General features: G+C 60.1%; 16 protein-coding genes. 15 read left to right on the top strand and 1 reads right to left on the bottom strand.

The annotated features are described in order from the left end of the window. Nucleotides 1–290: 290 nt before the first annotated feature. Entirely contained in the window at nucleotides 291–791 is a 501-nt protein-coding gene (locus tag BUA94_RS03795; protein WP_235860464.1) for a T6SS immunity protein Tdi1 domain-containing protein, read from the bottom strand. A gap of 119 nt (nucleotides 792–910) precedes the next feature. Here BUA94_RS03795 and BUA94_RS03790 point away from each other — a divergent pair, with 119 nt between their 5' ends. From BUA94_RS03790 to BUA94_RS03725, 15 genes are all read left to right on the top strand, one after another. Beyond that, complete coding sequence (locus tag BUA94_RS03790; protein ID WP_175557989.1) at nucleotides 911–1,840, top strand: histone deacetylase family protein; 930 nt, start codon at nucleotides 911–913, stop codon at nucleotides 1,838–1,840. 112 nt (nucleotides 1,841–1,952) lie between these two features. Continuing rightward, nucleotides 1,953–2,213 (top strand): exodeoxyribonuclease VII small subunit, encoded by a 261-nt coding sequence (locus BUA94_RS03785; protein WP_073008992.1) that lies wholly within the window; start codon nucleotides 1,953–1,955, stop codon nucleotides 2,211–2,213. 137 nt (nucleotides 2,214–2,350) lie between these two features. Next, nucleotides 2,351–3,529, top strand: a complete 1,179-nt coding sequence (locus tag BUA94_RS03780) for a helix-turn-helix transcriptional regulator (RefSeq protein WP_073008988.1) — start codon at nucleotides 2,351–2,353, stop codon at nucleotides 3,527–3,529. A 336-nt stretch (nucleotides 3,530–3,865) separates the two neighbouring features. Then, entirely contained in the window at nucleotides 3,866–5,776 is a 1,911-nt protein-coding gene (gene dxs / locus BUA94_RS03775; RefSeq protein WP_073008985.1) for a 1-deoxy-D-xylulose-5-phosphate synthase, read from the top strand. Nucleotides 5,777–5,848: 72 nt separating this feature from the next. Further along, a complete protein-coding gene (locus BUA94_RS03770; protein WP_073008980.1) occupies nucleotides 5,849–7,240 on the top strand; it encodes an MFS transporter in 1,392 nt (463 codons plus the stop codon). Nucleotides 7,241–7,413: 173 nt separating this feature from the next. Then, a complete protein-coding gene (locus BUA94_RS03765) occupies nucleotides 7,414–7,824 on the top strand; it encodes a hypothetical protein (protein WP_073008977.1) in 411 nt (136 codons plus the stop codon). Between the two features lie 50 nt (nucleotides 7,825–7,874). Then, complete coding sequence (locus BUA94_RS03760) at nucleotides 7,875–8,402, top strand: copper chaperone PCu(A)C (RefSeq protein WP_073008974.1); 528 nt, start codon at nucleotides 7,875–7,877, stop codon at nucleotides 8,400–8,402. 7 nt (nucleotides 8,403–8,409) lie between these two features. Beyond that, a complete protein-coding gene (locus BUA94_RS03755) occupies nucleotides 8,410–9,039 on the top strand; it encodes an SCO family protein (RefSeq protein ID WP_073008971.1) in 630 nt (209 codons plus the stop codon). Nucleotides 9,040–9,066: 27 nt separating this feature from the next. Then, entirely contained in the window at nucleotides 9,067–9,201 is a 135-nt protein-coding gene (locus BUA94_RS23870) for a hypothetical protein (protein WP_268877507.1), read from the top strand. Between the two features lie 42 nt (nucleotides 9,202–9,243). Further along, nucleotides 9,244–9,984 carry a TlyA family RNA methyltransferase gene (locus BUA94_RS03750; RefSeq protein WP_073008968.1) on the top strand — a complete coding sequence of 247 codons (741 nt, stop codon included), beginning with the start codon at nucleotides 9,244–9,246 and terminating at the stop codon, nucleotides 9,982–9,984. A 51-nt stretch (nucleotides 9,985–10,035) separates the two neighbouring features. Further along, nucleotides 10,036–11,265: a class I SAM-dependent RNA methyltransferase gene (locus BUA94_RS03745; protein ID WP_073008965.1), complete on the top strand. Its 1,230-nt coding sequence runs from the start codon at nucleotides 10,036–10,038 to the stop codon at nucleotides 11,263–11,265. Nucleotides 11,266–11,493: 228 nt separating this feature from the next. Then, nucleotides 11,494–12,813 carry a 3,4-dihydroxy-2-butanone-4-phosphate synthase gene (ribB, locus tag BUA94_RS03740; RefSeq protein ID WP_073008962.1) on the top strand — a complete coding sequence of 440 codons (1,320 nt, stop codon included), beginning with the start codon at nucleotides 11,494–11,496 and terminating at the stop codon, nucleotides 12,811–12,813. A gap of 151 nt (nucleotides 12,814–12,964) precedes the next feature. Continuing rightward, nucleotides 12,965–14,170 carry a multidrug effflux MFS transporter gene (locus BUA94_RS03735; RefSeq protein ID WP_073008959.1) on the top strand — a complete coding sequence of 402 codons (1,206 nt, stop codon included), beginning with the start codon at nucleotides 12,965–12,967 and terminating at the stop codon, nucleotides 14,168–14,170. Nucleotides 14,171–14,195: 25 nt separating this feature from the next. Further along, entirely contained in the window at nucleotides 14,196–14,825 is a 630-nt protein-coding gene (locus tag BUA94_RS03730; RefSeq protein WP_139251000.1) for a hypothetical protein, read from the top strand. Nucleotides 14,826–15,007: 182 nt separating this feature from the next. Then, the gene (locus BUA94_RS03725; protein WP_073008956.1) at nucleotides 15,008–15,967 is read left to right on the top strand and encodes a TAXI family TRAP transporter solute-binding subunit; all 960 of its coding nucleotides are present in this window, start codon (nucleotides 15,008–15,010) and stop codon (nucleotides 15,965–15,967) included. Nucleotides 15,968–15,991: the final 24 nt, after the last annotated feature.

The following is a 15,991-nucleotide window of genomic DNA, read 5'->3' as shown; positions in this document are numbered from 1 at the left end:
TGGCAGCACAAAAAACTCAGACTTACGCATAGGCAGATTCAAGTAATTTTCAGATCTGGCTTAACGCTTCCCCAACTGTGGCTCTGAAATTTACACAGATTTCCTTTTGCCGGTTACGTTTCTGCTCGCGCCCACGTGGTCATTCTTCTAATCTGAAAATCATAGTTTTGCAGCGGACCTCCCCACGGGCCTAGATGCCCGCACCTTGCAGGGAGCCGGAGCCATCGGGACCGGCTCCTTTCCTTTGACTGCAGTGACACATTGGCAAACAGGAACGTCAAACCCAGCATTCAACGTTCGTTGACCTCAATCAGAACTCTGGCTCCATCTTTCATTCCCTGAGTCTGCTTGAAGATGTCCGCGGTGAAGTCAAACCACTCGCGCCACGAAATAAGAATTATATTTTCACAGCTATACTCCCCACCAAAAATCGGAAGCAGTCTGAACCCATAACATTGGGTGGGGTTAGGTCGAAGGCCCGCATCCCAACACTTATCGGCCAATGGACGAAGCAGCCATCCATCCTCATCGAGGATGCATTTCTCCCGAAATTCTCCTTCGGACTTCGCGATATGAGAAATTGATGCAGCCGAAACCTCGAGCATATGAACAGCACCGAGATAGTCGTCACGCAAAAAAACATCACCGAACAAACTGGCATTCAACACAGTGTAACGGGCAGGCAGAATGTCCGCCCATCCACTGAGATCAACCGCCCTGACTTCATCCGCCAGGAAATCTTTTCGTATCTGGTTCATTGTTGGAACTTGGCCGATAGATTGCACAATCACAAGCAGCAACAGCCTGCAATCTTTCCCGCTGCAGGACATAGCCCAATTACAAGATTGACAGCAGCGGACCGCCCCGGTCTGATGGCCGCAAACCATTCCATCCAAAGCGGATCCTGACGTTGTCCACGCTGCTCCTGCATCACACAACCTACCTTGATCATCTGACGCCGGTTGGCCATCCGGAACGGCCGGACCGCCTGCGCGCCATCGACAGGATCCTGGAACACGAGCAGTTTCAATCGCTGGAGCGCGAGCTCGCCCCGATTGCACGGCGCGAGGACATCATCCGTGCCCATCCGATGGCCTACCTCGACTATCTGCACAATCAATCCCCTGCAGAAGGTCTGAACCGGCTGGATTCCGATACGACCATGTCTCCCGGAAGCTGGGAGGCCATTCTGCGCGGTGCAGGCGGTGCGTGCCTGGCCGTGGAAGAAGTGATGGAGAAGAAGGTTGGCAACGCCTTTTCCGCGTCCCGCCCCCCGGGACACCATGCGGAAAAAGACCGGGCAATGGGCTTCTGCTTCCTGAACAACGTCGCCATTGCCGCCCGCCATGCGCAGGCAAAATACGGCGCCGAACGCGTCGCCATTGTCGATTTCGACGTGCATCATGGCAACGGCACGCAGGATATCTTCTGGGATGACGGCACGGTCATGTACTGTTCCACCCACCAGATGCCGCTCTATCCCGGCTCGGGCGCGGCCAATGAAACCGGCACCAAGGGCACGATCGTCAATGTGCCCCTGATGGCAGGAGATGACGGTGCGATCTTCAAGGAAGCCTTTGAAAGCGTGATCCTGCCGCGGCTGGACGGCTTCGCCCCGGATCTTGTCATCATCTCGGCCGGCTTTGACGCCCATATCCGCGACCCGCTCGGTTCCCTCAATCTGGTCGAAGCGGATTTTGCCTGGGCCACCCGCCAGCTGATGAGCGTTGCAGACAAGCATTGCGAGGGGCGTGTCGTCTCCATTCTGGAGGGCGGCTATGATCTGGAGGGCCTCGCCCGCTCCACGGCAGCCCACGTCCTCACCCTGATGACGGGATGAGTGCAAGCGCCTGAGGAAACTCCCCGGCGCATGCGTCCCGCCCCTTGACCCGGCCTCAATCGGACGTAACTGTCTGCCGGTGATTCAGAGTGAATGTGAAGAGGACCGGACAATGACCAGCGAAGCCGCTCAGACAGATGTAGCAGCCCTCAGCTTTGAGGATGCCCTGCAGCAGCTCGAAACCATTGTCCGCCAGCTCGAACAGGGCAATGTTCCGCTTGAGCGCAGCATCGAGATGTATGAGCGCGGCGCCCAGCTGCGCAAGCATTGCGACGGTCTGCTCAAGGCCGCCGAAGCCAAGGTCGAGAAGATCCAGATGAACCAGGACGGCTCTGCCGCCGGCACAGTGCCTCTGGACCCGGAAACCGCCTGACCGCACACGGCTCGCAGGAATTCCTGACATCGGCGTTTTTTCTGATGGCTGGCGGATCAAGTTGCTTTAAACTTAAAGTCACGACGAACTGAGCGCCGCCTCCCATACGGATCCGGCAAAGCCTGTGATGCCCGACGATGATCACGATTAGCCCTCAGGATGAATTCAAGGCCTTGGAGCGCATTCAGGAATGCGCGTCCAACAACTTGCTCTGGCCGGAAGCCATCAAGCAGATCGAGCGCTCCTGCAACTGCCTGTGCTTCATGATCGAGCTCACCTTGAACGGGGTGCATACAGAGCGCTTCTGTGCGTCCGAGACCGCTGCCGATCTTCTGCATTACCTGCGCACGACCTGGGTTGATGGCGGTCAGGACACCCAGTCGTTTCTGCTGCGCGAAGCGCCGGTTCACTATCCTTTTTGCAAGATTGCCCTTACCGGCCTCGACCCCCTGACGGTCGATGACGGCATCGCCTTCGAGAACCGCGGCATTCGCGAGTGGCCAGGGCTGATCATGCCTGTCCTGCGCAACGGTCCAACCGTCGTGCTGTTCTCCTGCCTGTGGCCCAGCGTCTCAGCCAGCGTGATCCGTCCCGAAAACGTGATGCCGACCTTCGCGCGGATGGGCAAGTCCGTCGCCTCCAGCCTGCAATCCGGTTATGAGCTGAAACGGCAGAGTGACCAGAACACCGCCTTGCTCGCCTTTGCCTCTGCCCAGCGCCAGGCCTCCTGCCTTATCGATGATGAGCTCGCAATCCGCTTCAAGACACCGACCTTTGAGCAGGTGCTGCGGGATGGCGACATTTTCGTCTATGACGGAACACGGCTGCATCCCCTTCGCAAGGATCTGGAAAGTGCACTTTCCGGATTGTTTGACACAGCCGTTGACAGCACTCCCGTCTCATCTCACGATCTGGAAGAGGTTTCGCAGGACAAGCAATCCCTGCTTTTGATGCGCAAGAACGAGAGCCTTTGCCAGGTCATGTTGCGCCGTGTTCAGCCGGGTACTGCGCCTTTCCAGGGCGACGACAAGCCTGACGCAGGCCAGCGCAGCTTTGTGCTGATCGAGGTCAAGGAACCGACTATCGTTCCGGCCGAGATCAAGAGCGTGCTTCAGGGGGCTTTCAGCCTGTCGCAAAGCGAAGCGCGGCTTGCCTATGATCTGTCGGCCGGCGGCGTTCTGTCTGAGACCCTTGAGAGGCTCGACATTACCCGGAACACTGCCAAGACCCATTTGCGCCGGATTTATGAGAAGACCGGCACCCAGTCGCAGCTTGAACTTTCCAAGCTGATTCACAGTCTCGCTGGAATGCTTTGAAAGCTGAGCTTTTCGCTCAGCGCGGCCAGATCGTCCGTAGCTTTAAAAAAAGGGGCCGCCAGAAGGCAGCCCCAGTCAATCACTGTGCACGTGGCCCCATCGACCACGGTGTAATTGATATGTCAGTTCCCTTGAGATTGCATCACCCAAATGGGTGACTAAGAGAGCAATTTTGGAAACAATGCGGCTTTTTCGGAGCTTTTCGATCAGGATAAAGCCTCTGATGCAGGCAATGCTAAATTTAGAACAGTTCCACTCAGCGATTTGCACCCTATATAGGCTTGGTGTAAGGCTGCGAGCCATACATCGACATCAAACTCAGGCCTGCGTTGTCCAATGCCGAACACCCCTTTGCTTGACCAGATCAAAAGCCCAGCGGATCTGCGCAAGCTTCCCGAAGCCGACCTGAAGCAGCTCTCCGACGAGCTGCGCACCGAAATGATCGACGCCGTGTCGATCACCGGTGGCCATCTGGGGGCGGGCCTTGGTGTTGTCGAACTGACGGTGGCGCTGCATTACGTCTTCAACACTCCGGACGACCGGCTCATCTGGGACGTCGGACACCAGTGCTACCCTCACAAGATCCTGACAGAGCGCCGGGACCGGATCCGCACCCTGCGTCAGGGCGACGGCCTGTCCGGTTTCACCAAGCGCTCCGAGAGCATCTACGACCCGTTTGGTGCCGCTCACTCCTCAACGTCGATCTCGGCAGGCCTCGGCATGGCCGTCGGGCGGGATCTGAACGAAGGCGACAACAACGTCATCGCGGTGATCGGGGACGGTGCCATGTCCGCGGGCATGGCCTATGAGGCCATGAACAACGCCGGCCATCTCGGCTCGCGCCTGATTGTCATTCTCAACGACAACGACATGTCGATCGCCCCGCCGGTCGGCGCCATGTCCGCCTATCTGGCTCGCCTTGTTTCAGGCAAGACCTACAAGTCCCTGCGCGATGCAGCCAAGAGCTTTGCCAAGACCCTGCCCAAGCCCTTGCAGGAAAAGGCTGCCCGGGCAGAGGAATTTGCACGGGGCTTCTGGACTGGCGGCACGCTGTTCGAAGAGCTCGGATTCTACTATGTCGGTCCGGTTGATGGTCACAATCTCGACCACCTGCTGCCGATCCTGAAGAACGTTCGCGACACCCACCAGGGTCCGGTTCTGGTTCATGCAGTTACCCAGAAGGGCAAGGGCTACGCGCCGGCGGAAGGCGCAAAGGACAAGTATCACGGCGTTGCCAAGTTCGATGTGGTGACCGGCAAACAGGCCAAACCCGTTGCCAATGCGCCGAGCTACACCAATGTCTTCGCCACCTCGCTGGTGCGGGAAGCCCAGGAAGACGACAAGGTCGTCGCCATCACCGCGGCCATGCCGGACGGCACGGGCATCGACCTGTTCCAGGAAGCCTTTCCCCAGCGCACCTTCGATGTCGGCATTGCCGAACAGCATGCGGTGACTTTCGCAGCAGGGCTCGCGACCGAAGGCTTCAAGCCCTTCACTGCCATCTATTCCACCTTCCTGCAGCGCGCCTATGACCAGGTGGTGCATGATGTTGCCATTCAGGGCCTGCCGGTCAGGTTTCCGATCGACCGCGCCGGACTTGTCGGTGCGGATGGCGCGACCCATGCAGGCGCGTTCGACACCGCCTTCCTTGCCTGTCTGCCCGGCTTCGTTGTGATGGCGGCAGCCGATGAAGTCGAACTGCGCCACATGGTCGCAACGGCCGTTGCCTATGACGAAGGCCCGATCTCGTTCCGCTATCCGCGCGGCGAAGGCGTTGGCCTGGAATTGCCGGAGCGCGGTTCGGTGCTGGAAATCGGCAAGGGCATGATCCGCCGGGAAGGCACCAAGGTCGCCCTGCTGTCCTTCGGCAGCCGCATGAAGGAATGCCTCCTGGCTGCGGATGAACTGGAAGCAGCCGGTCTTTCGACGACTGTGGCCGATGCCCGTTTCGCCAAGCCGCTGGATACGGATCTTCTGATCCGCCTGGCCCGTGAACACGAGATACTCGTCACCGTGGAAGAAGGGTCCGCTGGCGGCTTCGGCAGCCACGTGCTGACCAAGCTTGCGGAACTCGGCCTTCTGGACCGTGGCCTCAAGGTCCGCACCCTGATGCTGCCGGACCGCTATCAGGATCACGACAAGCCGGAAACCATGTACAAGGATGCTGGCCTGACCTGCTCGGGCATCACTCATCAGGTCTTCATGGCACTTGGCAGCGGCGACATGAGCGCCTTTCAGCGCGCCTGATCAGAAACGGAACCGATCATGAGCCCGATCTGAGTGATTAAACCGGGCTCCGCAGCGATCCGGGAGACTTCCATGGCGAAAATGCTCGCCTCCATTTCCGCCCTGCTGCTGTCGGTTGCGTTCCTCGTTTTCGGACACGGCCTGCAATCGACGCTGCTTCCGCTCGCGGCAAACAAGGCCGATTTCAGCGAACTTGCCATCGGTATTGTGTCGTCGGGCTATTATGTCGGCATGGTGCTCGGCTGTCTCGGCGCGCCCCATGTCATCATGCGCGCAGGCCACATCCGGGCGCTGGCGGCCCTTGTCTCGCTCATGTCCGCGTCGGCAATTCTCCATCCGGTGTTCGTTGATCCGGTTGCCTGGTTCCTGATCCGCGTCGTCTCCGGTTTCTGCCTCGCAGGCTTCTACACCATCGTTGAAAGCTGGCTGCACGAGACCGCCACCAACGAGACCCGCGGCACGGTCATGTCCATCTACATCGTGGTGCTCTTTGCCTCGATGATGATCGGGCAGGTATCGATTGCGGGCATGGAGATCACCTCCTTCGTGCCCTTCGCCGCCGCATCCGTTGCCGTCAGCCTTGCGGTGATGCCGGTCTGCCTGACGACCGCCAACCAGCCCGCTCCGATCACACTGGTCCGGTTCCGGCCTACCAAGCTCTACAAGACTTCTCCTGCAGCCCTGGTCGGCACGCTGCTGATCGGTGTCGCCAATGGCGCCATGTGGTCCCTCAGCCCGCTCTACGGCTCCGAGATCGGCCTGACGACCAATCAGGCGGCGGTCTATGCTGCCTCGATCATTGCGGGCGGCATGATCTCCCAATGGCCGATCGGCCGCCTGTCGGACAAGATGGACCGACGCGTTGTGCTCATCGCCCTATCCGTCATCAGTGCGGTGATCGCGGTTGTCATCGCCGTTCTTCCGACAAGCTCCTTCGCCACGGCCTTGATGCTGGCGATGGTGATCGGCGTCTTTTCGCAGCCGACCTACTCAGTCGCCGTGTCCCACGCCTTCGACCACGCAGCGCCCGAGGATTTTGTCGAAACCTCCTCCGGCCTTCTAATGGCCTTTGGTCTGGGATCCGTGGCAGGTCCTATCTCTGCCTCGCTGCTGATGCTGATGAGCGGTCCGGCAGGTCTCTATCTGCTCGTGGCTATCGTCTACAGTGTCATGGGCGCGTTTATCCTGACCCGCGTCTTTGCCCGCAGCGCTCTGGATCCGGAAGACAAGACGGACTTCGAATTCGCCGCGACCGCACAGGTTGGTGCGGTTGTCTCGCCAGAGCCTCTGGATATCGAAGCGGCCAACGTCATCGCGCCGGAAGAATTCCCAGCCTATGACGATCTGGCGCACAGCCAGGAGACGGACACGATCACCGAAGAGGTTGTCGTCCCCGATCAAGGCGCAAGTTCCGAAGACGAGATGGAGAAGCCCGCCTCCGTCGCGCCGGAAGGTCTTGGCTAGAGCATGTCTCCTAAAAGGGGATACCTCCGTGGGAGGAAGACATGCATCAATGCAAGAGCGTGAGCGCTGTGCGTAAATGCAAATGAAGCTGACCCACTCTCGCGCGTGGTCCGGCTCTCCCTGTGACGAAAAGGCCGCTCGACGGCACATGTAAAGAAACGCATAGTCCCCCTATGATCAACCGCCGTTCATCCCTGCAGATCCTGCGTAAGGAGCGCCACCCGCTGGCGGTCCTCGGCATGCTTGCGATGGTCATGCGGGTGATCATTCTGGTGCTCGGCACGTCTGCGGCAGCGGACCCGGCCTCCGCAGGCATCTTCGTGACCTGCCAGAACCTCGCATTGGCGGGTGAAGACAAGGGTGCGGTCCCGGCCAGCCAGCCGCATCAGGCAGAGCACTGCATTTGCGGCCCGGCCTGCCCCCATGGCGTGCACCCTGCCGCCCTGCCGCTGAAAGCCCCGGCGCCCCTGCCGTCCGCAGTTGTGAGCTCGGCTCCCCATCAGGTTCTGGCGCGCAGATCACCGCACCCGGCTTCCGTTCAATCCACCGATCCGATCAGAGGTCCTCCCGTTTCATTGACCTGACCTTTCCGGGCCAATGCGCCCATCAATTCTCTATTCTCAGGATCAATGAAATGTCTCTTCTGAAATCTCTGGCCGCAGCCGCTGCCCTGACCATGCTCGTCTCCGCTTCCGCTTTCGCTCATGAATACAAGCTCGGCGACCTGGTCATTCACCACCCCTGGACCCGCGCGACACCGCCGAAGGCGATGGCCGCAGGCGGCTTTGCAGCCATCGAGAACACCGGATCAACCGATGACCGGCTCCTGTCCGTTTCCACCCCGGCAGCAGGCCGCGCCGAAATCCACGAAATGACAGTTGCCAACGGCGTCATGACCATGCGCCAGTCCGAAAACGGCTTTGCAGTGCCAGCAGCGGCCACATCCGAAATGAAGCCGGGCGGCTTCCACCTGATGCTCATGGATCTGAAGCAGCCGTTCGTCGAAGGCGAAAAGGTGCCGGTGACCCTAACATTTGAAAAGGCTGGTGAAGTAACCGTTGAACTGGCCGTCGAAAAGATGGGCGCCAAGGGCATGGATCACAGCAAGATGGACCACGGCGCAATGAAGGCCGGGGACCACAGCCAGCACGGCAAGAATTGAGGCAGATATGTCGAACCTGAAAATCATTCGCTATGGAGCTTGGGCGGCAGTTGCCGTCCTTGCCCTCGCCTCCGGCGTCGTTGTCTATCAGCAGACAGCAGGCACCAAGAGCGTCGAGAATCTTGTTTCTCCGATCTCCGCGATCGGCGGCCCCTTCTCTGTGGTGGATGGCAACGGCCAGCCCGTCACCGATGCGGATATGAAGGGCAAGCCCTCGCTCTATCTCTTCGGCTTTACCTTTTGCCCGGATGTCTGCCCGACCACCCTGTCCGACATGCAGGGCTGGATTTCAGCGCTTGGTCCGGATGCGGACAAGCTGAACTTCGCGTTTGTCTCCGTGGATCCGGAGCGCGACACGCCCGACGTCATGCGGGACTATGTTGCCGCCTTCGACAGCCGCATCAAGCCGCTGACCGGCAGCCGTGAGCAGATCGACGGCATGCTCAAGGCCTACCGGGTCTATTCCAAGAAGGTGCCGCTTGACGACGGCGGCTACACGATGGACCATTCGGCTGCCGTGTTCCTGATGGATGCGGACAACCACTTCTTCGGCACCATCGCCTATGGCGAGGCAGAGGAAAGCGCTCTGGCCAAGCTGCGCCGGATGATCGAGAAGTCGGGCAAGTCCACCACCTGAGACACGGGACCGATGGAGCCAGACGCCATGCGCATGTCCCTTTATGCCGGTCTGTCTGCCGGCGGCCTGATCATTCTGGCCGCCAGCAGCCTGCTTTGGCTGCGCTATGGCGAAAGGATCTATTTCGACAAAATGGCAGCCGCCATCGCCGGGTGTTTCTGAGCGCCGGTTTTCAAGCCGCGTGAAACCGTCTATGAGCGGCGCATGAGCAAACAGCGTCTCGATCAGCATCTGGTAGACACCGGCAATTTCCCGACCCGCGCCCGGGCACGGGATGCCATCCTGCGCGGCACCGTCAGCCTCGACGGCATCGTCTGCCTAAAGCCAGCCCAGAAAGTTGCCACCAACTCGGTGATTTCGGTCGCAGATCCTGCTGCTGGCTATGTTTCGCGGGCGGCGCTGAAGCTGATCGAGGGGCTGGATGCCTATCAACTCGACCCGGCAGGATTGATCTGTCTCGACATCGGCGCCTCCACAGGCGGCTTCACACAGGTCCTGCTGGAGCGTGGCGCTGCCAAGGTTCATGCGATCGACGTGGGCCATGACCAGCTTCACGATACGATCGCCAGCAATCCGAACGTGCGCCGCCGTGACGGGCTCAATGCCCGCGACCTGACCCTTGAAGATCTGGGCGGCGACCGTCCGCAGTTTCTTGTCTCGGACGTCAGTTTCATTTCCCTGAAACTCGCTCTCCCCCCGGCGCTGGATCTGGCCACGCCGGGTGCCAAGGGCGTGTTCCTGGTCAAGCCTCAGTTTGAGGCTGGGCGCGAGAACATTGGCAAGGGCGGCCTTGTCGATCCGCAGGTGGCAGAACAGACAGCGCATCAGTTGCGCGACTGGCTTGCAGGCCTTCCCGGCTGGAGCGCGGGCGATCTCGTTCCCTCGCCGGTCAAAGGCGGCGATGGCAATGCGGAATGGCTGCTCAGCGGTTACAAGAACGACTGAAACCCTCGCAGAACGCTTGCCCTTGCGGTTCATCGCGAGTATCGCTCTCGCATGACCCAGATGACACTTGAAGTAAACCTGCTCGGCCACCGCGGTGACGGCATCGCGCAGAGTGATGGCGGCCCTGTTTTCATTCCCGGCGCACTGCCCGGCGAAACAGTGAGCGCCCGCGTTGCCAATGGCCGCGCCAGTGATGTGACCATCGTTACGGCCAGCCCAGACCGTATCGACCCGGCCTGCCGCCATTTCGAAGCCTGCGGCGGATGCTCCGTTCAGCATTACGCAGAAAAGCCTTACCTTGCCTGGAAACAGGACATGGTGGTGAAGGCTCTGGCCGACCGCGGCATTGAAGAGCCCGTTGGCGAAACGATTGCCGGAAAGCCGGGAAGCCGCCGCCGGGCGGTTCTGACCGCGACCCGCGCAGGCCGCGCTATCCTTCTCGGCTATCACGAGAAGGCAACCCACAAACTGGTCGACATCAAGGAATGTCCGGTTCTGGATCCGGCTATCGTCCAGTCGCTTGCAGGTCTCAAGTCCCTGTGCAGCGAACTGATGCCGAAGAAGGGTGACTTGCGGCTGACGGTCCTTGCGACACCTCACGGGCTGGATGTCGCCTTCGAACAGGCCAACAAGGCCTATGACAGCCGGTTTGCCGCCCTCTCCACCCTGGCCATGACCCATAATCTGGCGCGTCTCACCGTCAACGGCGAGACCTTGATCGAGATCCGCCCCCCGGCACTCACCATGGACGGACTGACCGTCGTGCCCGCTCCGTCCGCCTTCACCCAGGCAACGGCAGAAGCCGAAGAAGCCCTGAGCAAACTGGTGCTGGACAACATCGGCAAGGCCAAGAAGGTTGCAGATCTCTTCGCTGGCATCGGCACCTTTGCACTGCGCATTGCCCGTCATGCTTCCGTGCATGCGGTTGAAGGTGATGCAGCTGCGATTGCGTCTCTCGACCGGGCGCTACGCGTGCCCAAGGGCTTGAAGAAGGTGACCCATGAACGCCGGGACCTGTTCCGCCGTCCGTTGATGGCGGCTGAACTCAATGCCTTTGACGCGGTCGTTTTCGACCCGCCCCGCGCGGGTGCTCAGGCTCAGGCAGAACAAATCGCGGCCTCGAAAGTTCCGACCGTAATTGCCGTATCCTGCAATCCGGCAACGCTAGCACGTGACCTTAGGGTCCTGCTTGATGGCGGTTACCGGATAAAGACAATCACGCCGGTTGATCAGTTCCTCTGGTCATCACATATCGAGTGCGTGGTTACTCTGGAAAAATAAAATAGACCGTTCCCCTCCGGGGAAGGCTTCTGGCTGCAACGTTGGATATATTCGTCATCAATCAGGACCAGTCGCGAGACCGGCTCCGATTGATGTCGGATCTGTTCAAGCTGCATCGCGTCCCCCTTCGACGGATATGACTGCGGCAGATTGACCGCCTTTCAGTATCGCTGAAATTTCTACTCCCATTCGCTTGTAAACCAGCCCAACCGGCGTTACATCGGATTCATGAGACTAGATCACTGGCTGCAGGAACAAGGGGAAAGCCGCAGCGCCTTTGCGCGACGGGCCAACTTGTCCGCGGCATCCGTCACCGCCCTCTGCAACGATCCGAATGTCTGGGTGTCCCGGGACATGGCCCGCAAGATTGCGGAAGCCACTGGTGGCGCCGTCACGCCCAACGACTTCCTCGGCCTTGCCACCAACAAGGAGCATCCCGTGTCCCAGACCCGTGTCGCCGAAGCCATCCGCGCTTTCGAGCGTGGTGAAATCGTGGTCGTTACCGATGACGACGACCGCGAGAACGAGGGCGATCTGATCGTCGCTGCCTCGCGCATCACCCCAGAACAGATGGCCTTCATGGTCCGCCATACCTCCGGCATCGTCTGTGCACCGATGACGGTCGCTGCGGCCCGCAGGCTGCGTCTTGACCCGATGGTCTCTCACAATGACGCGCCGCTCGCGACCGCCTTCACCGTATCCGTGGACTACCGGCGCGGCCTGACCACCGGCATTTCCGCCGAGGAGCGCTGCTTCACCGTCCGCGCCCTTGCAAACCCGAACGTCGGAGCCGAGGATTTTGTCCGCCCAGGCCACATCTTCCCGCTGGTTGCCAAGGAAGGCGGCGTCCTGATCCGCTCCGGCCATACAGAAGCCGCCGTCGACCTCTGCCGCCTTGCCGGCCTTGAGGAAGTGGGTGTCATCAGCGAACTGGTGAACGACAACGGCACGGTCATGCGCGGTCCGGACGTTGCAGCCTTTGCCGCAGAGCATGGCTTGAAGACCGTTTCGGTCTCCGATCTCATTGCCTGGCGTCAACGCACCGAGCGGCTGGTGGAGCGGGTCAACGAGCAGCCGATCGAAACTTCTGCAGGCCCGGCCTATGCCATCACCTATTCCACGCCCTATGACCCGATGCATCATGTCGCCGTGGTCTATGGCGACATTCTCGATGGCCGAAGCGTGCCTGTACGCCTGCAGCTGGAATCGGTTCTGGACGACGTCTTCGGCTGCTCTCAGCCTCTGGACACGACCATGAAGCATCTGGCCGAACGCGGACGCGGCGTGATCGTCTATCTGCGCGAAGGCTCTGTCGGCGTTGCGCGTCAGTCCAAGCGCAGCCGGACCGATCTGGAAGCTGCCGGTGATGAGGAGCACAGCTCTGCCCAGACCCGCCAGGAACAGTGGCGAGAAATCGGCCTTGGCGCGCAGATCCTGAAAGACCTTGGCGTGACCTCGATCCGCCTTCTCTCCTCCCGAGAGCGCCACTACGTTGGCCTGGAAGGCTTCGACATCAAGATCGAAGCAACGGAAATTCTGGACCACTAAAACCCAAACTGATGTCCCGCATCGCGTTCTAAATGCAATGTGGGACGCCGCCAGACTACACTTCCGAGTGCAAATACGATCCGGATCTGATAAGGCAGCCTTACGAGGTGTCCTGCCTCCCTCCAGTTTTCACATATCCGGATATCGACAGATGGCACCCAGCATGTTCCGCTCGGCGTTGATCCTTGGCCTGATGGGCGCCATCGGCCCCTTTGCGATCGACATTTACCTGCCTGCCTTACCGCAGATCAGCAGCGACCTGAATGCGTCGGTCACGACCACTCAGCTCACGCTGACCGCATTCTTCTTCACCTTCGGCATTTCCCAGATGGTCTATGGCCCCCTGTCGGATCAGATCGGCCGCAAGCTGCCCCTTCTCGTCGGACTGGTCATCTTCATCGCGGGCTCCATTGCCAGCGCTCTGGCACCGACCATCGAACTGCTGATCGCTGCCCGGTTCCTTCAGGGCATCGGGGCGGCCGTGGTAATGGTTCTGCCCCGGGCGATCATCCGTGACATGTTCACCGGTTACCAAGCCACAAAGATGATGGCCATGGTGATGCTGGTGATCAGCGTTTCGCCGATGTTCGCTCCCCTTGCGGGCACATTGCTGATGGGTCTCGGCAGCTGGCGCTTCCTGTTCTACTTCCTGGCCGGCGCCGCCGTTCTGGCCATGGCGCTGGTACAGTTCGCCTTCCCGGAAACGCTGAAGCCCGAACAGCGGGTCAAGATGAACGGCAAGTCCTTGCTGCGTGGGACAAGGACGCTGGTCCGCGATCCGTTCTTCATGGGCCTGACCCTGATTGGCGGCTGCGGCATGGCGAGTTTCTTCGTCTTCATCGCCAATGCCTCCTTCGTCTACACGGGTTATTTCGGCCTGACGATGGTCGAATTCAGCATTGCCTTCGCCGTCAATGCGATCGGCTTTTTCGGCTCGTCTCAGGTCGCAGCCTACCTTGGCTACAAATACGGAATGACCCGGATCATCAGTCTGGCGGTGACCGGCTTTGCCCTGGTGGAGATCTGCCTGCTTGCCTTGACGCTTGCCGGTTTCGGCACCCTGCCCGTGCTGGTGATCTTCCTGTTCATGGGCAATGCCTGCCTTGGCCTGGTCATCCCCTCCGCCATGGTTCTGGCTCTGGAAGATCACGGCGAAATCGCAGGCCTGGCCTCCTCCCTGGGTGGCACCATCCAGATGGTGACCGGCGGACTGATGATCGTTGCCGCAAGCCCGTTCTTCGATGGCACGGCGGCTCCGCTGGTGGGGGCCATCGCGGTCTGCGCCATTGCCGCCTTCGTGCTTCTAAAGGTGCTGAATGTCGGCCGGCCTCGCCTCCCGGCAACAGAGGCTGCCTGATCAAAGGGCCAAAACACAGGCGCCCGTGTCAAAGGTCTTTGACATTGGCGCCTGCCCTTGGAACAAGGAAGACAGCTCTGAAACCTGCTTCACAAGGCTGTCCATGACCTCCGGCGCGCCCGATCCCTTTGCCGAAGATGAACCGCAAGGTCCCGTTCCTTTCGCGATCGGTTTCCGAAAGTCCAGTGGCGAGGCCATTGTCTTTGGCGGCGCCCTGCTTGGCGCGGGCCTCCTCCTTCCTGCCCTGCTGACCGGACATCAGCTCCTCGCCCTGTCGGCACTGGTCCCGCTTCTGACCGCCTTCTGGCATTATCCGATGATCGACAGATCACACCCTCAACTGGGCGCCAATGGCGACGGGCTCTTCGTCGAGCGGCTGGGCTTTCTGGATTGGGGCGCGGTGACCAGTCTGGAACTGCGCCGCACCGCCGTGCGCAACATCGAACTGGTTACACTGGTCATTGGCCTGACCCGCCCTGTGGAAGAAGCAGTCTCCAAGCCACAAGCCGTTGCCCCCTGGAAGCGCCTGATGTTGCGAAACTGGACAAGGGAGGCGAAAGAAGACGGCAATTCGCTGCTTCTCGTTCGTCTGGACACGCTCACCGGCAACCCGGAAGACGTTCTGAACCGCATCCGCTCCTATCGTCCGGTCTGATGGGAGCCTGATCTTCGGCCAGAATTCACGCCTTGAAAAATGACAAGGTCACCTTCGACACTCTCTGCGGTTGCCACGTTGCAATCAACGTTGCATCTTCCAGTCGAACCACATTTCAGGCCCCGGCCGCTTGCGACACCTGCCGGGACTTGCGCAATCAATAATACTCAAGGGGAGGTCCCATGTTGAAACGTCTTGCAACCGTCAGCCTTGCAGCTTTGGCCGCTGTCACGCTGGCATCCCAGTCCAATGCGGAAACACGCATCACCTACAAGTCCGCAAAGGCTGCCTCCTCCTATTACCAGATGGGCGTCGAAATCGCGGAAGCGCTGAAGACCGGCACCAATGGCGACATGATCGTCACTCTGGAAGAAAGCCAGGGTTCGGTTCAGAACGTGATGGAAGTGCGCGCCCGCGGCGGTGACTATGTCTTTACCGCCCCGCCTGCCCTCGCCTCTGCTGCAGCCGCCGAGAAAGGCCCATTTGAAGGCAAGGGCAGCCCTAAGTTCGCGGATATCCGCGCCCTTTTCCCGATCCCGTCCCTGACCATGCACTTCGTCCTGACCAAGGACAGCGGCGTCAACGATTTTGCAGGCCTTGAAGGCAAGACCCTGCTGCTCGGCAAGGGCTCCTTTGGCGCCACCGAAGGTGAAAACTATCTTCAGCTCTTCGGCCTGAAGGACAAGGTCACGGAAGCCAATGTCGAGCTGTCCAACGCGGTTCCGGCCATGAAGAATGGCCAGATCGACGGCTTCGTCACCGCAGGCTCCTGGCCGGCCCCGAATGTCGTGGAGGCAGCTGCGTCTACCGGCGTCACAATCCTGTCCCTGAGCGATGACCAGATCGCCCAGACCAAGCGGACCAAGACCGTGATCCCGGCCGGCACCTATGCAGGTCAGGACAAGGACATCACCACCACCTCGCTGCCGGTTGTCGCCTTCGCCACCACCGCCATGGACGACGACACAGCCTACACGCTGACCAAAACGTTCTGGGACCAGAAGGCAACCATGTCGGAAACCTCTCCCTGGTGGAAGGGCGTCGACAAGGACCTGATGGGCACCATCACCGGCAAGATCCATCCGGGCGCCCTGCGCTACTATCAGGAAGCCGGATTTGACCTGACCTACGCCCAGAAATAAGCGTTTTCCGATATCAAGCTCACC

Source organism: Roseibium suaedae (genome assembly GCF_900142725.1).
Lineage (GTDB): Bacteria > Pseudomonadota > Alphaproteobacteria > Rhizobiales > Stappiaceae > Roseibium > Roseibium suaedae.
This window is presented reverse-complemented; position numbering and strand designations above follow the sequence as displayed.